The organism is Vibrio sp. 10N.261.51.C6, assembly GCF_041471785.1.
GTDB classification, from domain to species: Bacteria; Pseudomonadota; Gammaproteobacteria; order Enterobacterales; family Vibrionaceae; genus Vibrio; species Vibrio crassostreae_C.
This window is the reverse complement of sequence record NZ_JBFRPB010000047.1, coordinates 36,348-59,304: the sequence shown is the minus strand read 5'-3', so window position 1 is coordinate 59,304 and position 22,957 is coordinate 36,348. Positions and strand designations below refer to the sequence as shown.

The 22,957-nt window shown below is 44.3% G+C and carries 18 protein-coding genes; 9 read left to right on the top strand and 9 right to left on the bottom strand.

Annotation, left to right across the window (positions count from 1 at the left end):
* Positions 1–92: 92 nt before the first annotated feature.
* The 3 genes from AB4375_RS12675 to AB4375_RS12665 all read right to left on the bottom strand — a co-directional run bounded on the left by AB4375_RS12675 (position 93) and on the right by AB4375_RS12665 (position 3,577).
* Positions 93–1,283 carry an amino acid aminotransferase gene (locus tag AB4375_RS12675; protein WP_017065416.1) on the bottom strand — a complete coding sequence of 397 codons (1,191 nt, stop codon included), beginning with the start codon at positions 1,281–1,283 and terminating at the stop codon, positions 93–95.
* Positions 1,284–1,485: 202 nt separating this feature from the next.
* Positions 1,486–3,027, bottom strand: coding sequence for an HD-GYP domain-containing protein (locus AB4375_RS12670; protein WP_371725315.1), 1,542 nt, complete (start codon positions 3,025–3,027; stop codon positions 1,486–1,488).
* A gap of 250 nt (positions 3,028–3,277) precedes the next feature.
* Positions 3,278–3,577, bottom strand: a complete 300-nt coding sequence (locus AB4375_RS12665; RefSeq protein ID WP_372051718.1) for a hypothetical protein — start codon at positions 3,575–3,577, stop codon at positions 3,278–3,280.
* A 218-nt stretch (positions 3,578–3,795) separates the two neighbouring features.
* On the opposite strand from AB4375_RS12665, the gene AB4375_RS12660 reads away from it, so the two are divergent.
* Both AB4375_RS12660 and AB4375_RS12655 read left to right on the top strand, forming a co-directional pair.
* Positions 3,796–5,199, top strand: a complete 1,404-nt coding sequence (locus tag AB4375_RS12660) for a PLP-dependent aminotransferase family protein (RefSeq protein ID WP_017065418.1) — start codon at positions 3,796–3,798, stop codon at positions 5,197–5,199.
* Between the two features lie 127 nt (positions 5,200–5,326).
* Positions 5,327–5,533 (top strand): hypothetical protein, encoded by a 207-nt coding sequence (locus AB4375_RS12655; protein ID WP_004734707.1) that lies wholly within the window; start codon positions 5,327–5,329, stop codon positions 5,531–5,533.
* Positions 5,534–5,666: 133 nt separating this feature from the next.
* On the opposite strand, the gene asnS is transcribed toward AB4375_RS12655, so the two are convergent.
* A complete protein-coding gene (gene asnS, locus AB4375_RS12650) occupies positions 5,667–7,067 on the bottom strand; it encodes an asparagine--tRNA ligase (protein WP_017060416.1) in 1,401 nt (466 codons plus the stop codon).
* Positions 7,068–7,624: 557 nt separating this feature from the next.
* Here asnS and AB4375_RS12645 point away from each other — a divergent pair.
* Positions 7,625–9,115 carry a SulP family inorganic anion transporter gene (locus tag AB4375_RS12645; protein ID WP_372051717.1) on the top strand — a complete coding sequence of 497 codons (1,491 nt, stop codon included), beginning with the start codon at positions 7,625–7,627 and terminating at the stop codon, positions 9,113–9,115.
* Between the two features lie 86 nt (positions 9,116–9,201).
* Here AB4375_RS12645 and AB4375_RS12640 read toward each other — a convergent pair whose 3' ends face one another.
* Positions 9,202–10,824 carry a methyl-accepting chemotaxis protein gene (locus AB4375_RS12640; RefSeq protein ID WP_050650146.1) on the bottom strand — a complete coding sequence of 541 codons (1,623 nt, stop codon included), beginning with the start codon at positions 10,822–10,824 and terminating at the stop codon, positions 9,202–9,204.
* Positions 10,825–11,319: 495 nt separating this feature from the next.
* Between AB4375_RS12640 and AB4375_RS12635 the strand changes: the two genes are divergently transcribed.
* Both AB4375_RS12635 and AB4375_RS12630 read left to right on the top strand, forming a co-directional pair.
* A complete protein-coding gene (locus AB4375_RS12635) occupies positions 11,320–11,517 on the top strand; it encodes a hypothetical protein (protein WP_048611631.1) in 198 nt (65 codons plus the stop codon).
* A gap of 81 nt (positions 11,518–11,598) precedes the next feature.
* On the top strand, positions 11,599–12,741 hold the full coding sequence (locus AB4375_RS12630; protein ID WP_017060419.1) for an amino acid permease: 1,143 nt from the start codon (positions 11,599–11,601) through the stop codon (positions 12,739–12,741).
* A 133-nt stretch (positions 12,742–12,874) separates the two neighbouring features.
* Here the strand turns inward: AB4375_RS12630 and AB4375_RS12625 are convergent, their stop codons facing one another.
* From AB4375_RS12625 to AB4375_RS12615, 3 genes are all read right to left on the bottom strand, one after another.
* Complete coding sequence (locus AB4375_RS12625; RefSeq protein ID WP_017060420.1) at positions 12,875–14,236, bottom strand: L-serine ammonia-lyase; 1,362 nt, start codon at positions 14,234–14,236, stop codon at positions 12,875–12,877.
* A gap of 120 nt (positions 14,237–14,356) precedes the next feature.
* Positions 14,357–15,610 (bottom strand): aromatic amino acid transport family protein, encoded by a 1,254-nt coding sequence (locus tag AB4375_RS12620; RefSeq protein WP_017065422.1) that lies wholly within the window; start codon positions 15,608–15,610, stop codon positions 14,357–14,359.
* A 309-nt stretch (positions 15,611–15,919) separates the two neighbouring features.
* Positions 15,920–16,519: a CoA pyrophosphatase gene (locus AB4375_RS12615; protein WP_372051716.1), complete on the bottom strand. Its 600-nt coding sequence runs from the start codon at positions 16,517–16,519 to the stop codon at positions 15,920–15,922.
* 303 nt (positions 16,520–16,822) lie between these two features.
* Here AB4375_RS12615 and AB4375_RS12610 point away from each other — a divergent pair, with 303 nt between their 5' ends.
* On the top strand, positions 16,823–17,365 hold the full coding sequence (locus AB4375_RS12610; protein ID WP_372051715.1) for a heme NO-binding domain-containing protein: 543 nt from the start codon (positions 16,823–16,825) through the stop codon (positions 17,363–17,365).
* A 1-nt stretch (position 17,366) separates the two neighbouring features.
* Positions 17,367–19,085: an ATP-binding protein gene (locus AB4375_RS12605; protein WP_372051714.1), complete on the top strand. Its 1,719-nt coding sequence runs from the start codon at positions 17,367–17,369 to the stop codon at positions 19,083–19,085.
* A 162-nt stretch (positions 19,086–19,247) separates the two neighbouring features.
* On the opposite strand, the gene pabB is transcribed toward AB4375_RS12605, so the two are convergent.
* The gene (gene pabB, locus AB4375_RS12600) at positions 19,248–20,627 is read right to left on the bottom strand and encodes an aminodeoxychorismate synthase component I (RefSeq protein ID WP_017065426.1); all 1,380 of its coding nucleotides are present in this window, start codon (positions 20,625–20,627) and stop codon (positions 19,248–19,250) included.
* 254 nt (positions 20,628–20,881) lie between these two features.
* Between pabB and AB4375_RS12595 the strand changes: the two genes are divergently transcribed.
* Both AB4375_RS12595 and AB4375_RS12590 read left to right on the top strand, forming a co-directional pair.
* Positions 20,882–22,399, top strand: coding sequence for a fumarate hydratase (locus tag AB4375_RS12595; protein WP_017065427.1), 1,518 nt, complete (start codon positions 20,882–20,884; stop codon positions 22,397–22,399).
* Between the two features lie 164 nt (positions 22,400–22,563).
* Positions 22,564–22,749, top strand: coding sequence for a hypothetical protein (locus AB4375_RS12590; RefSeq protein WP_004734731.1), 186 nt, complete (start codon positions 22,564–22,566; stop codon positions 22,747–22,749).
* Positions 22,750–22,957: the final 208 nt, after the last annotated feature.

Genomic DNA, 22,957 nt, shown 5'->3' with positions numbered 1-22,957 from the left:
GTATAAGAGACAGGCTTAATTGCTGGCTTTTACACATCTATTGGTCTGTAAGTGCAAGCTTGTGGTCTGCAAATACAGGTTTCGCTTTTCGATTAAAGAACCGCAGCGATACCTTTACATAGAGGACCCATGTTTGACTTAGTCATACCAGCAACACTGATACGGCCAGAACCAACAATGTAGATTGCGAATTCGTCTTTTAGGCGAGTTACTTGCTCTTTGCTTAGACCTGAGAACGAGAACATGCCGTTTTGACGTTCGATGAATGTGAAGTCTGCATCAACACCTTCTGATTTCAGTGTCGTTACGAATAGTTCACGCATCTCTTGGATACGGTCACGCATTTCTGCCACTTCTGCTTCCCATTCAGCACGTAGATCAGCATCACCAAGGATGTGAGTAACGACAGCACTGCCGTGGGCTGGTGGGTTAGAGTAGATAGAGCGGATAATGCTCTTAACTTGAGAGAATGCTGTCGTTGCCACGTCTGCTGATTCAGCAACCAGAGTGAATGCACCAACACGCTCGTTGTACAAGCCGAAGTTCTTAGAGAACGAGCTAGCAACAAGGATCTCTTTGTTGTATTGAGCAAAAATACGTAGGCCAGCAGCATCTTCTTCAACGCCTTTTGCAAAACCTTGGTAAGCAAAATCGAATAGAGGAAGCAGTTTCTTCTCAGCAACCAGTTTAGCAAGAACTTCCCACTCTTCAGTTGTTGGGTCGATACCTGTTGGGTTGTGACAGCAGCCGTGAAGAAGAACGATATCGCCTTCAGAAGCTTTCTCTAGGTCAGCAACCATGCCAGCGAAGTCTTTGTCTTTAGTTTCAGCGTTGTAGTAGCTGTATTGAGCAGTTTCTATACCCGCAGCTGCGAAAACGCCGTTGTGGTTAGCCCAAGTTGGGTTACTGATCCAGATTTTCACTTCGCCCAGTTGGCGCTTGATGAATTCACCCGCTACGCGAAGTGCACCTGTACCACCTGGAGCTTGTGCTGTTTTAGCGCGTTGAGATGCAACGATCTCTGCGTCTGAACCGAAAAGAAGTTTCTGAACCGCTAGACCGTATTCAGCTGTACCTTCAATCGTTAGGTAAGATTTGGTTTTTTCGTTTTCAAGAAGTGCAGCTTCTGCTTTCTTTACTGTTTTAAGTACTGGTGTTTGACCATCTTCATTTTTGTAGATGCCAACGCCAAGGTTGATTTTCTCTGCACGAGAGTCTTTTTTAAACTCTTCAGTAAGGCCGAGGATAGGATCGGCGGGAGCAGCTAACACTTTTTCAAACATAATCTTCATCCATGTCAATTGAGAGGGGATAGTATCTATGGGTAGTTATACCTGTATGGAATTTTTAAGACAATACGAAGTGAACAGAAAGACCAAAAAAAATCCATTTCAATCAGATTTATTGACTAAAGAGGATATTTGATAACAAAACACCCTACGGATTAACCTATAGGGTGCAAGAAGTTAGTGGATTTTGAATAGATTACGCTGGTTGAGCAATAAAGCTTTCGCGCTCGAGTTCACTCGCTACATTTTTGCCATCTTTGTAGGTCGCAGCAATTGAAACAAACGCTTGTTCGACGACCAGAAAAGCTTGGACAACTTGCGGATCAAAATGCGTCCCATTGCCCTCTAAGATGATCTGTTTAGCTTGTTCATGAGTAAAGGCTGGCTTGTAGACTCGCTTCGAGATGAGCGCATCATAAACATCAGCTAATGCCATTAAACGGCCAGATAACGGGATATCTTCACCAGACAACTGATTAGGATAACCACTGCCATTCCATTTCTCGTGGTGAGTCAGAGATATCTCCTTTGCGACTCTTAAGAAAGAGCTACTTCCCAACTGCTTTTCTGCAATAGATAACGCTTCAGCCCCAATCGCGGGGTGACCTTTCATTATCTCAAACTCTTCGTCCGTCAATTTGCCCGGCTTCAATAACACACTATCAGGAACACCTACTTTGCCCACGTCGTGCAAAGGCGCAGATTTGTAGAGCAACTCGATGTAGTTTGGAGTTAACAAGCTTGAGTGGGTTTCTGATTTGCTGAGCTCTTGTGCGAGCACCTTGACGTACTCTTGAGTTCTTAGGATATGTGCGCCCGTTTCATTGTCTCGAGATTCAGCCAATGCCGATAAGCTCACAATGGCCACGTCACGTGTGGTTTTGACTTCGTTTTGCGCGGTTTCAAGGCTATCAAGCATGGTATTGGTCATAGATGCCATTGATCCAAGCTCGTTGTAGCCGAAAATAGGTAAGCGAACGCCTTGCTCGCCATTGGTGACTTTGTTTAATGCGTGCTCTTGGCTTAGGAGAATACGCTTAATTAGCTTACTCCAAAGCGTCATGATGGTTATCGCGTAGCCACCCAGTACCACAGCCAAATAAATAAACTCTTTGATCACGCTGATCTTGCCGGTGCCATCCAATAAGCGGTCAGGGTTGTGTTCTAGCCAGAAGATGTCTTTGACAGCAATCATCGTCAACATAGTCGTCAGTGTTACCAGAAGCACGATAACCAAGCCTATCATCTGCTTGACCAGTGAACTTCTTTCACCAACCAGTTGGAAGTCGAATTGTCCAGTCGTCTCCATTTTATCCATTTGGCTGAGCTTGGCATTCAATTGAAGAATGGTTCCGGTAAAGAAGCCGAATAGACTCATGCCAAACAGCACCTTCAAATTACTATCTATGGTGAATTCATAGCTTAAGTTGTAGTAGAGCGCGAAAGGCACACTTGCAGCAAAAAATAGCAGGGTATCGAGTTGCGCGAATCGGCCTTGCTTGACCAAGGTATGTTGCGCCAATGGGTAACGACGTGCGAGCCATAATAAGATAAACACAATACTGACTTGTGTGAAAATCTCTAACGTCGTTAAGCTATCGAGCATAGGGCACACCCGACTGCCATAGGTGCCAAACAGCACGCCAGCAATGACGTATAACTTAGTCGTTAGCGATTGATTGTAATTTGAAGTATCCATCGGTAAGCCTTTGTTCTCATTCTTATTAGATTTACGCATTCATTGATTCACGACTTTAGAATTGCGAATGATTAGCATAACTGACGTGAATAAGACCGGAAATTCTATCGATAGCTTTCGTGGATTGATACAAGAAACTGGTTTGTGTTAGAGATTTGTTAGCTAGGTGGGGGTTATTGCAGCATTTTTATGAAGATACTTGAATAGCCCCGGTCGAGGGTCGAGGCTATTCAGTCTGTGTATTGGGTTAGAATCGCGCGTGATTGAGTTCGCTATCTACTTTAACCCGTTACTTTTTGAGATTGATTTCAGCTTCGATTGAGCCGGTTTCAATCTCAGGGTGAGACGCTAGTTTGTCTGCAGCCCATTGGTTGATGTGTTTCAGAATAGCAGACACCGCGTGTTTTTCCGTTGGTGCTTGGTCTTGTTCGACATCGATCTTTTGCTTTGGATGTGAGCCTGTCGCATCTTCAGCAATATGGAGCCAATCTGGGTGCCAGTAATATGGCTGACCGCTCGGTGTTGTCCAACTGTGAACACCGTTTGACTCTCCTTTATAACTTAATTGGTCTGCTTCTATTCTTTTCATTGTTATCTCGCATGTTTTTGGGTTACATCAAATTATTGAGGTAGAAAGCCAACTTAGCTCCTACCTTGGGTACAAACTTAGCAAAGCTTACAAAGTTATCTGTGAACCAATTCACACTATTGTGGAAATTAGGTGCGATCATATGGATAGCAGCAATAGTTGTTGGCGTAAGTGATAAAATCACCGGCTCACAGAATTTCTCTAGGTAGTACAATTAGATGGCGCGTTATGAAGAGCTTGCAAAGGATATTCGAACTCAGATAGCCAACAATACGTGGCGATCCGGAGAGAAGATCCCTTCGGTACGCATGAGTTGTCGAAATTACAACGTCAGCAATAGTACTGTCTTACAAGCCTACCAGTTGCTAGAAAGCGAAGGGTGGATCATCGCTAAACCTCAGTCGGGCTACTTTGTAGCGCCAAGGCTGGACGGCGTTGACTACGCACAGCCACTCGTTAGTGAAAAGAAAGCCATTAATGACCGCTTATTTGATTTCTTGAAGTCGAGTTCAGCCGAAGGTGTGATTCCTTTCGGCTCTGCATTCCCAGATCCTGACCTGTTCCCGTTACCTACCTTGACTCGAAACCTTGCCAGCGCGGGTAGGAAGATGACTGGCGCGAGTGTGATAAATAATTTGCCACCGGGCAGTGAGTCCTTGAGAAGGCAAATCGCACAGCGTTATCTGCAGCAAGGGATTACGGTTAATCATCAAGACATCGTGATTACGTCGGGTGCTATGGAGGCGCTCAACTTGAGCCTGCAAACGGTCACCAAGTCGGGTGATAACGTCGTGATTGAGTCTCCCGCATTCTATGGTGCTCTGCAGGCTGTCGAGAGGCTCGGGCTTAACCCGATCGAAGTGGACGTTTGCCCAATCAATGGGTTGAATATAGAGCAGTTTGAAAACGCGCTACAAAACCAAGATGTTAAAGCGTGTTGGCTGATGACGACTTTTCAAAACCCAACGGGAACCAGTTTGTCGGAACAGGCAAAGCGCCGTGTGGTAGAGATTGCAGAACAGCATGGAACCTACATTATTGAAGATGACGTGTATGGCGATCTTTATTACGAAGGGCATAAGCCGAAGCCACTAAAGGCCTTCGATAAGACCGATTCCGTCTTGCTTTGTGGGTCGTATTCAAAAAGTTTGTGTCCTGGTTATCGAGTAGGGTGGGTTGTGAACACGCGTTTTAACGACGCGATTCAAAAGTTACAGCTTCTTTCTACGTTATCGAGTAGCGCTCCTGTTCAACTTGGTGTCGCTCATTTCTTAACGCATGAAAGCTACGACAATCACCTTCGTAAACTGCGTAAAAACCTTGTCGTCAGGAAAGAGCGATTTATCGATGTCATTAAGCAGTACTTTCCGCATTCAATAGAGATTGAAGAGCCGGCTGGTGGTTACTTGATATGGATTCGCTTTTCTGAAAAATTCGACAGCCAACAGTTTCATCAACTGGCTATCGAGCAAGGCATTAGCGTTGCATCTGGCGATCTGTTTAGTGAGCATGGCAGAGTGGATAACGCGATACGATTGAACTTCTCTTATGAACTGACAGAAGAGAAAGAACAGGCGCTCATCTGGCTTGGCAAACTGGCACATCAACTTACGCACTCGTAAAACCTTAAGTCCCTCATAAAAAAGACAATCATTCCAACTGTACGGGTTGTTTGTGGGGTAACTGTACGCCTAATTGACCAAAGAGTTGTGATTCAATAACGGTAGACCAAATATTGGAGATACCGTTATGTTGAAAATGACTATGGGAAATGAAGTTAAGCTGATTATTGTCGCTATTGTGTGTGCGCTTCTGCTTATTCTCGGCCACGTACTGCTGGCAAAAGCATTCGCTGATATGGCGTGGGCGGAATACACCACTGCCGCGATCCCATTCGTTATGATGGCAATTTGCGGTCTTGCAATAAAATACGCTATCGACCAAGATGTGGATTAGCTTTTGAAATAATGAGTCTCAGATAGTGGCACGCAGAAGCATCTGGACTCGTTTTATTCCGAACATAAAAAAACCTCCGCAAGTGCGGAGGTTTTTGTTTGTTCTTAACTTTTAATATCGAATAGGTTTCGAATTAGAAGTTTGCAGAGCGTGGTGTACGTGGGAATGGAATCACGTCACGAACGTTACCCATACCTGTTACGTAAGATACTAGACGCTCGAAACCAAGACCGAAACCAGCGTGTGGCACTGTACCGTATTTACGTAGGTCGCGGTACCAGCTCATGTGCTCAGGGTCGATACCCATAGCAATCATACGCTCGTCTAGAATGTCTAGACGCTCTTCACGTTGTGCACCACCGATGATTTCACCGATGCCTGGTGCAAGTACGTCCATTGCTGCAACTGTTTTGCCGTCGTCGTTTAAGCGCATGTAGAAAGCTTTGATGTCTTTCGGGTAGTTCTTAACGATAACAGGTGCTTTGAAGTGCTCTTCAGCTAGGTAACGCTCATGCTCAGAAGACATGTCGATGCCCCACTCAACGTCAAACTCAAATTTCTTACCAGAGTCTAGTAGGATTTGGATTGCGTCAGTGTAGTCAACTTGTGCGAAGTCAGCGTCAACGAATTGCTCTAGACGAGTAATTGCTTGCTTGTCGATGCGAGAAGCGAAGAATTCAAGGTCGTCGCGGCGCTCTTCAAGAACAGCAGCGAAAACGTACTTAAGCATGTCTTCAGCCAGTTTCGCTACATCGTTAAGGTCTGCAAACGCAACTTCAGGCTCAACCATCCAGAACTCAGCTAGGTGGCGGCTTGTGTTTGAGTTTTCAGCACGGAACGTAGGACCGAACGTGTAAACCTTGCTTAGTGCACAAGCATAAGCTTCAGCATTAAGTTGGCCAGATACTGTTAGGAACGTCTCTTTACCGAAAAAATCTTCGTTGAAGTCTACGTCGCCTTTTTCAGTGCGTGGTAGGTTTTCCATGTCTAGCGTAGAAACACGGAACATTTCACCAGCGCCTTCTGCATCAGATGCAGTAATAAGCGGAGCAGAAGTCCAGAAGAAACCTTGCTCGTGGTAGAAACGGTGAATCGCTTGAGATAGACAGTTACGTACACGTGCTACTGCGCCAATCACGTTTGTACGTGGACGTAGGTGAGCAACTTCACGAAGGTACTCGATAGAGTGACGCGTCTTAGCCATTGGGTAAGTGTCAGCGTCTTCAACCCAGCCTACAACTTTAACGTCAGTTGCTGCTAGTTCGAAGTCTTGACCTTTCGCAGGAGACTCAACAATCTTACCCGTTACTTCAACAGAGCAGCCAGTTGTTAGCTTTAATACTTCGTTTTCGTAATTATTAAGATTATTAGGAACCACGGCCTGAATCGGGTCGAAACAAGAGCCGTCATAAATGGCAAGGAAAGAGATTCCAGCTTTGGAATCACGACGTGAACGGATCCAGCCGCGAACAGTTACTTCACTGTCTACCGCTAGCTTGCCGCCAAGTACGTCTGTTACAGGCGCGTAAGTCATGTTGATTTCATTCTCCATTGAGGGACAAATTCAACTCAAAGTCTCTGGCATTGCTGCAAATAAATATACATTTGCACAATAATTAGCCGAAACATTAAGTTGTATAAACTTTTTAAATCGATTGAACATATTACCTGTCATACCGACAGCTTCAACCTTTATTCTTGCTTGGTGAAAGAAATATTGTGTCTACTGACGATAAATAGGTTTGAGGGTGTGTTTTTTGTTCGATCTTAGCGTCAGCCTTACCTTTCACCCTATGTGAGCTGCTGAACGAGCATGGCGTAATCGAAACCTTTGTTTTCAATAATGGGAGTGTGATTGTGTTGAGACTCACTCTATATTGGCGCGGATTCAGTCACTTTGGACTTGATCACCTTCTTAATTTCCCACTAAAGTACAAGAGGAGTTTAATATCTACGTGTTAATTACGCCGCCTTAACCCCTGCATTCTCTCTACACCCGCACTTTTCGAGCGCTCGCTCATTCAAGAAAAACAGTCGATCAAATTATGTCTCAACAAGGCAGGACTGGCTGTACAAGTAAAAGAGAATTACATGCTTAATTATTTAAAAAAACACTGGTTATCAAACGTTAAAGGAGATTCATTATCTGGGATTGTGGTTGCACTCGCATTGATCCCTGAAGCCATCGCATTTTCAATTATTGCAGGCGTTGACCCTAAAGTAGGGCTCTATGCCTCGTTCTGTATTTGTGTCGTCACTGCTTTGGTTGGCAGTCGTCCGGGAATGATTTCCGGTGCAACAGGCGCTATGGCGCTACTAATGGTCACTTTAGTGAGAGAGCACGGACTAGAATATCTACTCGCCGCTTCATTTCTAGCTGGCGTCATTCAGATCGCAGCTGGTTATCTCAAGCTTGGTAACCTGATGAATTTCGTTTCCAAATCGGTGATTACTGGATTTGTTAACGCGCTCGCCATTCTAATTTTCATGGCCCAACTTCCTGAATTAATCAACGTCTCTTCAAGCGTTTACGTGTTAGTCGCTTTGGGTTTGGCGATCATTTATCTGCTTCCTTATTTCCCCAAGTTTGGTCGCGCAATACCTTCTCCACTGGTCGCGATTGTTACCCTGACAATCATTAGTTTGCTCTTCGGCTTAGATGTGAGAACAATTGGCGATATGGGCAAGCTTCCCGATTCACTGCCTGTGTTCTTGATTCCTAATATTCCATTCACGTTTGATACACTAGCAAACATCCTGCCATATTCGATTGCTCTATCTCTGGTTGGCTTGTTGGAATCCTTGATGACAGCGACCATAGTCGATGACCTGACTGATACTGAAAGCAATAAAAACAATGAGTGTAAAGGGCAGGGCGTTGCGAACATCGTTGCTTCATTATTTGGTGGAATGGCGGGCTGCGCAATGATCGGTCAGTCGATCATCAACATCAAATCAGGCGGCTTAACCCGATTATCCAGCATGATCGCAGGGGTTGTTTTGTTGCTAATGGTGGTGTTTGTTTCTGATTGGTTGAAGCTGATACCGATGGCGGCTTTAGTGTCTGTGATGATCATGGTTTCAATCGGTACGTTCTCGTGGCGCTCTATTGTTGAACTTAAAGACCATACACTTCCAACTAACGTAACCATGTTAGCGACCGTGGCGGTTGTGGTGTTTACTCATAACTTAGCGATTGGGGTTGCGGTTGGCGTGGTTTTATCGGCTCTGTTTTACGCACATGCCAGCAAATCCATGGTGTTTATATCTGATGAAGTCGTGACCAACGAAATGCACACTATTCACAGAGTAAAAGGCCATGTCTTTTTTGCTTCGTCAGATGCGTTTGTCGACTTATTTGATTATGACAACGCGACCTCTTTAGTGACCATCGACATATCTGATGCGTCATTCTTAGATAATACCTCGGTCGAGGCGCTTGATAAGGTTGTGTTCAAGTTCCGTAAAAAAGGGGCTTACGTTGAAGTGTCAGGAATGGATAGCGTGAGTGCGAATCTGATAGTCAAACACGCGATGTATCACAAGCATAAAGACTTAACCGCGGTTTCCATTACGCACTAATCTTGGTTTACGGTTCTTTTAAAGCCTGAATTAGACGTTGCTATGAAGATAAAGCGCTCATTGTTGAGCGCTTTTTTGTTGGCGATCTATGACTTCTTCTTTGTACTCGACAAAGTAAACTGATTAATCAGTGACTCAAGGTGATCAGACAGCTCTTCTAAGTCATTGCTGATGTTGCGAGTTTCAGCCGCGGATTGCGACGTGTTGTTGGCGTGAGAGGTGATGGTTTCAACCTTTTGTTGAACATCTTGAGTCGCTTGTGTGGTGGATTGTGTTTGCTGCTGAATATTCTGTGCGTGAGCCAGCACCTGTTTCATCTCTTCGACCACACCATTCATTTCAATTGAAAGTGCGTCGATATCGGTTGAGCTTTGATGGGCTTGTTCGCAAACGCGATCGGCAGAAGTTAGCGACTCTTCACTGCCTTGCTGGAATTGATGAATGATTGACTCAATGCTGCCTGTTGCTTCTGCGGTTCGCGATGCAAGGTGGCGAACTTCATCTGCCACTACCGCAAACCCACGACCTTGTTCTCCCGCACGAGCTGCTTCAATCGCTGCATTCAAGGCCAGAAGATTGGTTTGGTCAGCAATGCCACGAATCACACTCAATATTGAAGAGACCTCTCCGGTTTGCTCATTGAGTGTCAGTATTTTGTGTTTCACTTCTTCTATGCTGCTAACGAGGTTTTTTATCTCACTGCTTGCGTCGTGTGCTTGGTTGGCACTCTTACATGCCACATCGGCGGTGTGATTAATAAGCTCTGAAGCTGTTAAAGTCGCTTGTTCTACATTGACTTGCTGTGCCTGTATTCCTTCGACATTGTGTTGCACTTCTGCGGTTTCGCTTTGCTGGTCGCTGGCGGCTTGCTCGGTAATTTGCGCGACACTAGTCAGTTGGTTGGCAGACGCATTTAACTTGTGCGAGGTGCTTTGTACCTTTTCTAAGCTGTCAGATACGGTTCCCATGAACGAGTTGATGGAGTTAGCCAGCGTGCCAATCTCATCCTTGCTTTGTTCCGGCAGGCGAGTGGATAGGTTTTTATCGTTGCTGACTTGGGTCATAAAGCGAGAAGTCTGTTGCAGCGGGCGCACGATAATCTTACGAATTAATCCCATCGTAAGGACAAATCCGGCAAACGAGATCACTGCCATAATGCCAATAGCAGCCATGGTTTGAGTGTTAATCAGCGAGTTAACATGGTTAAGGTTATATTCGAGACGAATCGCACCCAAGACTTCACCTTCTGGTGCCATATGACAGGCGACACAATTGGTTCCTCGGTAATCTTCACTCGACTTCATTGGCAGAGCAATAACCAAGCCTTTGCCCCAATCAGCAGAAAAAGGTTCGATAACGGTTTCGCCCGCTAGCGCTCGTTTATCAATATCGTCAACCGGTGTTTGGTTGTCATTACCTGGGCCATATAACTTGCTGACAGCGTCGGCGCGTAAAACACGAACGTCTTCAATGCCTTCTTGAGCCAGTGCTTTCTGACGAAGGGTCTCTTTTTGTGCCATGGTGCCGGTGAGCATCATCATATTGAGGCTATCGAAGTAGTTACTTGCTTTGTCGTGAAGCTGCTCACTTAACACTGAGTTTACAAGTTGCTTTTGTTGCGAATATTGGAAATAGGTCGATATTGCCAGCAAAAAGGTGAACACGATGGCGAGGGCCACTAGGATTTTAAAGGTGATTGTTGAGCGCATAAGGTGTTTGTTTTTATTAATTATAATGACGCAAATACTGTACTAGTAAGAATTCCTACCACCTATGGGGTATAACGAATTGTGTGACCACACTCCGGTTATGTTTCTGTGATGTAGCGAGTTTGTGTCGTGTCTGATGTTGAAATGGAACGCGCGTCAAGCTCCTCGCTGTTCTTAAAACAGACTGTTGTTTTGGGAAAGTTGAAGTGCAGCATCGAGTTTTGATTGTGCTGATAATTAGAAAAGCCTAGGTTGTTAATTAGCTCGATGTATTTGTCCGCTTGTCTTTTATCAATAAAGACTATTGTTTTAGACGACTTAGTGGTCAATTTATATCCAAATGGTTGTTTTGTTCAATTTAATAGCAAAAATTGTGGTCATAGCGTTGTGTTTCGAGGCTCATTCGATAAGATGAAAATACCTCTATGATAGAGGTAGGGCAGCAACGGATACGCTGCTTCAAATACTATGGAATGTGACTTATTGGACACATACATGAAATTCAAGATTACATCACCGATTATTGAACCTACGGAAGGTTCACCACATCAGTTAATGCTTACTCACGCTTCTCGTTTTACCTCTTTTAAGACAAGCTCCCCTTTGAACGCCCTGTTCGACAACGTCTCTGCACGCTTCTTTACCGCTTATCGCTCCTATTGTTATTCGTTTTATAACTTTATTTCTATCTGAACTCCTTTGTCATCCGCTCGATGAACGAAGACTCACATCTATAAAAACTAAACAAATAAGTTAAAAACAATGAATATTAAAATGATGGGTAGCTCCCTAATTATCGCTGGTACCGCTCTCGGTGCTGGTATGCTTGCGATCCCAATGGTATTAGCTCAATTCGGATTGCTTTACGGCACACTGCTTATGGTACTGATCTGCTTCGGTACGACTTACGCAGCATTACTACTTCTAGAAGCGACCATCAAAGCGGGTGGCGGTCTAGGATTAAACTCTATTGCCCGAAAAACCTTGGGTAAACAAGGTCAGTTGCTTACCAACGGCTTGCTATACGCGTTGTTGATTTGCCTATTAATGGCTTACATTCTGGGCGCAGGTGACTTGCTGAGTAAGTTACTGTCTAACTTTGGCGTCGAAATTACCGCGACTACCAGCCAAACCGTGTTTACCTTGCTTGCTGGCGCAGTAGTCGCAAGTGGTACTGGTGTGATTGATAAGCTCAATCGAGCATTGTTCTTCGTGATGCTTGCTAGTTTGTTTGCAACCATGGCCTTCTTAGCGCCGAGCATGACTCAAGAAAACTTGATGCAGGTAACCAGCCATGACCACGTTGACCTAATCAAAACCAGTGCCATCCTGTTTACGAGCTTTGGCTTTATGGTGGTGATTCCAACCTTGGTTTCTTACAACCACGAAGCGACAGACAAACAGCTGCGTAACATGGTGATCATCGGTTCTCTGATCCCATTAGTGTGTTACTTGTGTTGGTTGTTTGCGGTAGTGGGTAACTTGAGTGAAGAGCAATTCCGTAGCTTTGAGAACGTATCAGATTTGATGGCGGCGTTTGAGGCTCAGTCTCCTTGGGTGGGTAACGTCTTGTCTACCTTCACTGGCTTGGCGTTGTTGACTTCTTTCTTTGGCGTAGCAATGGCGTTGTTCAACCAGAACAAAGACATGTTCAACCAAAATACAGCGGTAACGTACTGCATTAGCTTTATCTTGCCGTTGGCGGGCTCATTGCTTGCTGCAGACAAGTTCCTACAAGTGCTGAATTACGCAGGCATCATCTTGGTGTTCCTAGCGGTGTTTGTTCCTCTGGTTATGGTCCACAAACAGCGTTTCATGAAAGTTGCTGATGACCGATACCGAGCAGAAGGTGGCAGCGCAATGATGTTGTTCTCACTGCTGTTTGGTTGCTTCCTGCTTATCTCACAAGTGATCTAGTTCTTTGGTCCATTATCTAAGATGCGAATCGAGCATCTTAGATATAAGTGGCCGGAATTCAGATACAAAAAAGGAACGCATCGGCGTTCCTTTTTATTATCTGCTGATTAAAAACAGATTGATTCAAAGGCTATCAACAAACAACCTTAACAGCCAAACCACCTTGAGAAGTCTCACGGTATTTAGCGTTCATGTCTTTACCTGTTTCTAGCATTGTTTCGATAACTTTATCTAGAGAAACAGTAGGAGCAGAAGAACGACGAAGTGCCATACGAGTCGAGTTGATTGCTTTAACTGCAGCAATACCGTTACGCTCGATACATGGTACTTGTACTTGGCCAGCAACTGGGTCACATGTTAGACCTAGGTTGTGCTCCATGCCGATTTCTGCAGCCATACATACTTGCTCAGGGCTACCACCCATAAGCTCAGCAAGACCAGCAGCAGCCATAGAGCATGCCACACCAACTTCACCCTGACAGCCAACTTCAGCACCAGAGATTGAAGCGTTACGCTTGTAAAGACCACCGATCGCGCCAGAAGCTGCGAAGTAACGGATGTAATCTTTCTCTGTCACTGTTTGGATGAATTTATCGTAGTAAGCCAATACAGCAGGGATGATGCCACATGCGCCGTTTGTTGGTGCCGTTACTACACGACCGCCAGCTGCATTTTCTTCGTTTACTGCGAAAGCAAACATGTTTACCCAGTCAACAACCGACATTGGATCATTGGTTGTTTTTTCTGAAGTCATTAGCTGTTGGCGAAGTGCTGCTGCACGACGAGGTACACGTAGTGGACCAGGCAGGATACCTTCAGTATTCATACCGCGATCCATACACTCACGCATAGTTTTCCAGATGTTAGCGAAGTAAGTGCGAGACTCTTCGTCTGAGTGGAACGCTGCTTGGTTTTTCATAACCAGTGTACTGATAGAAAGACCGCTTTCTTTGCACTGATTAACCAGCTCTTCAGCTGTTGTGAATTCGTAAGGTGCTTTGATTGGGTTTTCTTCTTCTTTGCCGAAGTTCTCTTCGTCAACGATGAAACCGCCACCAATTGAGTAGTACGTTTTTGAGTACGCAACTTCGTCACCAACCCATGCATGAATGCTCATGCCGTTCTCGTGTAGAGAAAGGTTGCTAGTGTGGAAGTTCATACCGCCATCGCGTGGGAACGATACTGTATGACAGTGCATGCCAACAGGAAGGCGCTCAGTTTCTTCTACGCGAGCAATGAAGCCAGCAATAGAATCGATATCAACACGCTCAGGAGTATTGCCAGCAAGTCCCATGATGATTGCGATATCTGTGTGGTGACCTTTCCCTGTCAGTGATAGTGATCCATATACGTCCACGGTGATTTTAGTGATGTCGCGCAATTTTCCCATTGAACGTAGGTCATCAATAAATTCTTTACCCGCTTTCATTGGTCCAACTGTGTGTGAGCTCGATGGACCAACACCGATTTTATAGATATCAAATACACTAATCATAGCGATTACCTCAAAAAGAGAGCCTCCCAAGGGGAGTAGGGAGGCTCATTTATTATCATTATATTTTTTGTCTAATCTCGCGATATAAGATGGATGCCATCTTATAAAAAGGGCTTGAGATTAAAGAGCGCCGTAGATTACAGAACTAATAGCCGCTAGACCACATAAAGCTGTAAAGATTTGCACAGGTGCTGAAGTTTTGTACTTAGCCATAGCTGGTACTTTCTGCATCGCGAACACAGGCATTAGGAACAGGATAGCTGCAATCATTGGAGCACCCATTGTTTCAATCATACCTAGGATACTTGGGTTAACTACCGCAACAATCCAAGTTGTAACAACGATGAACGCTAGAGATGCTTTTTCAATCTTAGAGATTGAAGAACCAGAGCGAGACTTGATTAGACCAACAAGACCTTCGTGAGCACCTAGGAAGTGACCGAAGTAGCTAGAAGTAATCGCTGCGAACGCTACTAGAGGACCCATGTAAGAGATAAGTGGAGACTCATGTACGTTTGCTAGGTAAGAAAGAACAGAGATGTTCTGTGCTTGTGCTGTTGCTAGTTGCTCTGGAGATAGAGAAAGAACTACAGAGAATACGAAGAACATTACAAAACCCATCAGCATCATTGCTGCGCCGCCAGTGATCGCGTCAGTTTTCTTAACTGCGTTTTCACCGTATACACGACGTTGCTCTTTAGAGAACTGTGAAATGATTGGGCTGTGGTTGAAAGAGAACACGATGATTGGAATTGCAAGCCAGATAACAGAAGGCATTGTTGACCATTCAGGTGTTACTTCCATCATTGAAGTGTTCCAATCCGGAACTAGGTAGAAAGACAGTGCTAGTAGGATGAATACTAGTGGGTAAACCATTGCTGAAGTCGCTTTCAGCATCAGATCTTTACCGAATACAACACCTGTAGTCATAGCAAGGATAAGTGCACCAGAAAGAAGAGGACGAGGAATAGATTCCATACCCATTTGGTTTACTAGGAAAGAATCAACAGTGTTTGTGATACCAACACCGTAAATCAGAACGATTGGGTAGATAGCGAAAAAGTAAGCGAAAGTAATAAGGTTTGCGCCAGTCTTACCGAAGTGTTCTTCTACTGTATCTGTAATGTCAGCTTCAGGGTTTTTAGCAGACAGTACGAAACGAGCTAGAGATTTGTGTGCGAACCAAGTCATTGGTGCCGCAATTAGAGCTAGGATAACTAATGGCCAAAAACCACCCGCACCAGCTTTGATTGGAAGGAATAGTACGCCAGCACCAACTGCTGTACCGAATAGTGATAAACACCAGGTAAAATCTTTATAGTTAAACTTGCTTGAATCTTTAACGGCATTTGCCGAAGAAGTTGTTGTGTTCATGTTAAATTACTCATTTTTTGGGAACAGGAAATAAGTCGGGGCTAATTCTGCAGAATTTTCTTCTGCAAAAAATAGATCTAAATCATGTAATGAAACGGCGTGTCACATGATATGCGAAAAACGAATTTTTGATCACGAAAATAGCGTGCCACAGGTGATTTATGTTTATGCTTGGTATTACTTTTATTTATGCGAAAGGCGGGGTTGTATAGATTTATACCAGGGAAACGTTTGCGTAAAATTGCATTAATAAATCTGTTCCATAGAAAGTCTGGATTTTGTTAACAGAGATTAAACAAAACGTAGTTGCTATGTGATTCGTTGCAGTACGTGTTGCTGCAGCGATTGGATAATTTGCGCCGTAACGCCCCAAATTAGGTGCTCTTGGAAAGGCATCGCAAAAACCCGATGCTTGATTTGTTTAAAGTTAACAGTGTGGCTGTGTAACTTGGTTTGGTCTAAAACATAGGTAGCGGGTACCTCAAAAATTGAGGCAACTTCGTTCTCATCAATGATGGCTTCATAGTCAGGATCGACCATGGCAATAATCGGCGTCACAGAAAATTTACTAATAGTACTCAATGCTGGTAATTGCCCAATAATTTTAACTTGATCCGATCGAATTCCCACCTCCTCATGGAGCTCTCTGAGTGCAGTGAATTGCATAGAAGGGTCAGAAAGTTCGTGTTTACCACCAGGAAAGCTGACTTGGCCGGGGTGATGCTTTAAATGAGCCGCTCTTTTAGTAAAAATGACATGTAAACCATCTTCTCTTTCAACTAAACCTACCACCACTGCCGCTTTACGTAATTGCTCGCCACTGATGTGCGAAACACGCTCTACTGACTCAGGATGATAGCCAACGGTAGGGTTAAGTTGGAATTGCTGAAGGAAGTTTTCTTTATTCATATCAAGCCAATATATTGATTATTATGATTTTAAGTATAGACATAACCGTGGGTTGATTACCAATATCGAGTTTTTCTTCATTCACTTTCCCTCTTTTAGTTATCAATTGGGCGTCATGAGAGGCTGTTTACCGATGAATCTCCTCAAAATGACGATTTTTGCTATATTCAATATGTGCATACAGGCGAGTAAGCGTTACCCATGTCATAAAATTGGGTGACGAAACGTAGATTTTTTGTTTAAGAATTTGATAACAATAACTTAGTGGACCATTCTAAAAAGAAATAGAAGAAAAGGTATGAGATGAAAGGAATCATATTCACCGAATTTTTAGAGCTTGTTGAAGACAAGTTTGGGCTAGAGCTTTTGGAAGAAGTTCTAGAAATGTCAGAAGATGAAGGGATCTATACGTCGGTCGGCAGTTACGACCACAAAGACCTTGTCAGGTTGATTATCAACTTGAGTAAGAAAACCGATATTGATGCGGCAAGCTTGCAACGCGTGTTTGGGCAGTCTGTATTTAAGAACTTACTGGCCTCATTCCCGAATAAAGCGAGCCTTGCTCACAGCAATACCACCTTTCAATTTATTCAGCACGTAGAGCGTTACATTCATGTTGAAGTGAAGAAGCTCTATCCGGATGCTGAGCCACCTGAATTCAGTTTTATCACCACGACCGAAGCACAACTTGTTTTTGACTACAAAAGCGCAAGGTGTATGTCTCATGTTTGCTTAGGGCTTATTGAAGGATGTGCTGAATACCACGGTGAATCTATCGCGGTGGAGATGACGCCACAAAATGATGACCAAAGCGTGGTTAGGTTTAATCTCAAAGTAGAAAAGTAATATGGATCTGGCATCTGCCCTAGAGAAGAAGCTTAAGCGTCAAATCGCGGCAAGAAAAGCGGCTGAAGGATTGTTGGAACAGAAGAGCCTCGAACTGTTCGAGGCTAACCAACAACTTGAGCTTGCTTTGCGTCAGTTAGAAAAGCGCTCCAACGCGAATATACGCCGCATTGAATTCCAAGAACAAATCGACAACCTGTTGATTGATTTTGGGCGCGCGTTTCTAAGAAATGATCTCGATGATGTCATGCTATCTGAACTAACGACCAACGTGACTAACAGTTACTTAATCGAAGCCAGTCGTTTGATTCTACCTCCCAAGCTCATCCCTCAGTTACAGACCTATGATTATGGCGATGAGACTGTCGAGGTGTTAGAGCAAGACATTCAAGAACCTCATTGGCAAGACAACCTACTGACCGTGCCCTTAGAGGTTGAAAAAGTCATAGTTGGTGCGTTAATCGTCAGAGTCAGGTTGTTAGACCAAGACTACGAGTTTATCCAAAGCCAACTGTTGTTGGTCACGGACCTTATCTGCAGTGCCTTAACCCATCAACTAGCAATCAACCGAAATATTGAATCACGTAAACGAGCGGAAGAGTCCGAAAGGGCAACGCGTGACTTTGTGGCCATGATTAATCATGAGTTAAGAACTCCACTTAATGGCTTACTAGGCAGTGCCGAGTTGATCAGTGATACCGAACTGAATAGCTCTCAGCGTGAGATAGTGAACAACCTGAGCCAATCTGGAGAGTTTCTCCGAACCATCATTAATGATCTATTGGATTACAGCAAAATTAACGCAGGGATGTTAGAGCTTATTCCAAAGAAATTTGCCCTACGTGATTTGAGAAACACGATTGATAGTATTTTCGTCAATCGAGCAATCGAGAAGCAGCTTGAATTTAATATCAGTGTTGCGTCAAATGTTCCCTCCCATTTCCAAGGTGATTTAGAGCGCATCACTCAGCTGTTTGTGAACTTAATCGGTAATGCGATTAAATTTACAGAAGAAGGACATGTGAATGTCGATATCGAATGGGACAAAAACCAATTTGTTTTCTCTGTAGAAGATACTGGAGTCGGAATTGCTGAATCAGCACATAAGACGCTATTTGAACCTTTTACACAGGCAGATAACTCAAGTAGCCGAAACTATGAGGGCACCGGGCTTGGCTTAGCGATTTGTCGCAAACTGGTGGCTCTGATGAATGGCGATATTGGGGTGACCAGTGTTGTTGGCTCAGGCACGACCTTTACCATCTCGATTCCTCTTCAAGTTGTCGATGTTCCGGCAGAGAGTGATAGTGTCGCCAAGGGCTTTGAGTCTGAAGCGGAATTGTCACTACTTAAAGTGCTGGTGGTTGATGATATTAAGATGAACCAGATCATCATCCAGCAAATGCTTCGTAAACATGAGATTGAACCTGCTATCGCAAGCAATGGTGTCGAAGGGTTTGAACTCGCGTCAGACAATGAATACGATATTGTATTCATGGATTGCAGAATGCCTGTTATGGACGGGTTTGAAGCAACAGAGAAGCTAAGAGAGAAGGGTTACGTTAAATCTATTGTGGCACTGACCGCCGGAACGACATTGGAAGAACGCGAACGTTGTATTCAGTGTGGAATGGATGACATTTTGAGTAAGCCTTACACCGCCAACGATCTGAAAGAGATGCTCAAGAAGTGGGGTGTCTCAGCGGTGAAGGTCGCTTAAACACGCGAATAAAGCGTTGTGAGTTATGTACTCTAACTTACAGACTAAAAAACCGAAGTGATCTTACGATCCTTCGGTTTCTTTTTATATCGAACTTTTGCTAGCCGTTAAGCTACGGAACTCGTCATTAAGTCGCGGAACTCGCAGTTAATGACACTAGGTTTAGCAATCTTCAAGTACCGGTAGAATTCGACTCAGCTTATCCAGTGTTTCTTGGTATTCAGAAGCACAATCACTATCAAATACCACACCACCGCCAGCCCAAGCATAAAGCGTGTTGTTCTCGGCGACTAATGTACGAATGGTAATACTGGTATCCATTCTGCCATTTCGGCTGATGTAGCCAATACTGCCGCAGTACGCTGAACGTCGATGCGGTTCTAACTCTTCAATGATCTGCATCGCGCGAACTTTTGGTGCGCCAGTAATCGATCCTCCAGGGAAACAGGCTCTCAGAAGGTCAGTTGCAGAGTATTGGTCATCAAGGTCCGCTCGTATCGTGCTCACTAAGTGGTGCACGGCAGGGAAGCTTTCAATATCGAAGAGCTTTGGTACATGCACTGTGCCCGGTTTTGCTACTCGGCCAATGTCATTACGAAGTAGGTCGACGATCATCAAGTTTTCCGCCTGATCTTTATCGGCGCTTGCTAGGTCTTGCGCGTTGGCATTATCAATCATCGGGTCCTCAGAACGAGGTCGTGTGCCTTTGATTGGCTTGGTTTCAATGACGTTGTCTTTGAGTTCTAAGAAACGCTCTGGCGAAACACTGATGATTGCGCAGTCGGCCAAACGGATAAAGCCCGAAAAGGGCGCTGAGTTGTACTGTTCTAACTTGTCATAAGCCAGCCATTCACTACCTTGGTATTGGGCATTGAAGCGCTGAGCTAAGTTAATCTGATAGCAGTCCCCGGATAACAGGTACTCTTGAACACTATCGAACTTAGTGGCGTAGCTCTCTTCGCTCATATTGGATTGCCACGGTGTGGTTAACCCAAAGGGCGCATGTGATAGGTGTGATTGAGCCATCTGCTGCATTAGCCAATCATGATGTTCATCGATATTGCTACCGACAATACACGCCGTTTTCAATTGGTGGTCAACGATAACAGCCCATTCATACAAGCCAACTGCCATGTCAGGTGCTTCAATATCACGCTTTGCGAGTGATGGAAGTGTCTCGACTCTGCGCCCTAAATCATAGCTAAAATAGCCTAAAGCGCCGCCAACGAATGGCAACTGAGTGTGCTCTTTAGTCGCAGGCAATAATTGTTGCTGATATTGGTCGAGTAGTTCGAAAGGATCAGAGTCTGAAACCTCGCACGTCTCATTAACATTAACGGTCGTTTCTGCACCGATTGTCTCGAAGGTGGCGATGGGTTGAGCAACTAAAATATCGTATCGACTATCAACGTGGCTTTCTGAAGCGGAGCGTAATAGCATTGCCCACGGCAGGTTTTCAATATGGGAAAACAGCTGTTTAGCTAAAGTTGATTGATATTCAAGCGGCTTGATTTGGATAGAGCGAAATTCGTTGTTATTCATTTGTTTAATTTGTGACAAAGAGTTCGATCACTGCATGGCGTGTGAGAGGAAGCAAGAGTATCATAAATTGAAAATAAAATGGGTTCTTGATTAGAACGGAGTAATCCAAGTGGTTTAGTTTAAAGCTATGCAAGCGATTGCTAAAGCAACTAAATACAGCTCAACACAATAAAAAGCTAAACCACCTAATTCGATTTGGCACATATAGTCAAACTGTGAACCCACATGGAACCAGAACAATAAAGAGGCATGCAATGACGGTTATTCGTAAGCAAGATGTGATCAGCAGTGTCGCTGACGCACTTCAGTACATTTCTTATTATCACCCTTTAGACTTTGTCCAAGCCCTAGAAAAAGCGTACGAGAAAGAAGAGAGCCAAGCAGCTAAAGATGCGATCGCTCAGATTCTTATCAACTCGCGCATGTCTGCGGAAGGCCATCGTCCAATTTGTCAGGATACGGGTATTGTTACTTGTTTCGTGAACATCGGTATGGATGTTAGGTGGGAAACGGATCAAACAGTACAACAGATGGTTGATGAAGGCGTTCGTCAAGCTTACAACAACCCAGATAACCCATTGCGTGCATCTGTCCTAATGGACCCTGCAGGTAAGCGTATTAATACCAAAGACAACACACCAGCGGTTGTCCACATTAATATGATTCCAGGCAACAAAGTTGAAATTCAAATCGCGGCTAAGGGCGGCGGTTCTGAGAACAAAACCAAGATGGTTATGTTGAACCCTTCTGATGATATTGCAGAATGGGTAGAGAAGACGCTGCCAACAATGGGTGCAGGCTGGTGTCCACCGGGTATGCTAGGTATAGGCATTGGCGGTACGGCTGAGAAAGCAGCGGTACTAGCGAAAGAATCTTTGATGGAACACATCGATATTCAAGAGCTTATCGAAAAAGGCCCTGAGAACGCAGAAGAAGAGCTTCGCCTAGACATCTTCAACCGTGTAAACAAGCTAGGTATTGGTGCACAAGGTCTTGGCGGTCTAACGACTGTGGTTGACGTAAAAATCAAAACAGCACCAACACACGCAGCATCTAAGCCAGTTTGCTTAATCCCGAACTGTGCAGCAACGCGTCACGTTCACTTCACGCTAGATGGCAGCGGCCCAGCAGAGCTAACGCCACCTAAGTTAGAAGAGTGGCCAGACATCACTTGGGAAGCGGGCGCAAATACACGCCGTGTTAACCTTGATGAAGTGACTAAAGAAGACGTACAAGAGTGGAAGACCGGAGAAACGGTTCTTCTGTCAGGTAAGATCTTAACCGGTCGTGATGCTGCTCATAAACGTATTCAAGGCATGCTAGAAAGCGGCGAAGGCTTACCAGCTGGCGTTGATTTCAAAGGTAAGTTCATTTACTACGTGGGTCCTGTTGATGCTGTAGGTGATGAAGCGGTAGGTCCTGCAGGCCCAACAACTTCAACACGTATGGATAAGTTCACTGACATGATGCTGAACGAAACTGGCATTATGGGCATGATCGGTAAAGCGGAACGTGGCCCTGCAACGGTTGAATCAATCAAAGAGCACAAAGCGGTTTACCTAATGGCGGTTGGCGGTGCAGCTTATTTAGTCGCGAAAGCAATTAAAAAAGCACGCGTTGTTGCGTTTGAAGATCTCGGTATGGAAGCGATTTACGAGTTTGAAGTTGAAGATATGCCAGTAACGGTAGCGGTTGACTCTAGCGGCGTGAACGCACACCAGATCGGACCTGACACGTGGAAAGTGAAGATTGCTGAAGCTGAGAAAGCGTAATTAATCGACGCCAAAAAATCGTAATTGTCGCTAACTTCAGCGTTTGAATTGCAATTTTTGACAGAAAGTTAAAGACAAAAGTGCAGCATTATCTGCACTTTTTTCTTATTATCAATGATATAGTGATAAACACATAGTTTGATATAAGAACATAGGAGAGAGGAATGCCTCGTTTTATTCAGATCCTACAGATTATCTTGGCAGTGGTGATTGGTGCTTTTGTTGGCTACGACCTGATCTTGAAAGGGATCAGTATCTTTGATAATAAATACGTGACGATTACATGTGCGCTTTGGCTAATTGCAGAGATTGCGCTGTTTGTTATCTACAAGTTGATTGAAGACGATTAAACGTCGGATATCGTGCAAAAATTCTAAAGCCCCTGATTATGAATGTAGTCAGGGGCTTTTATTCATCTAGCATTAAGAATGTGTATTGCATACTCATCAACATCAACATCAACATAAGCAAAAGCATACAAACTATCCCAACGGGGAAAGAACATAGGCTTGCCTTTCTATTATCATAACCAGCTAGCCTAACTATCACGGAGTCGTT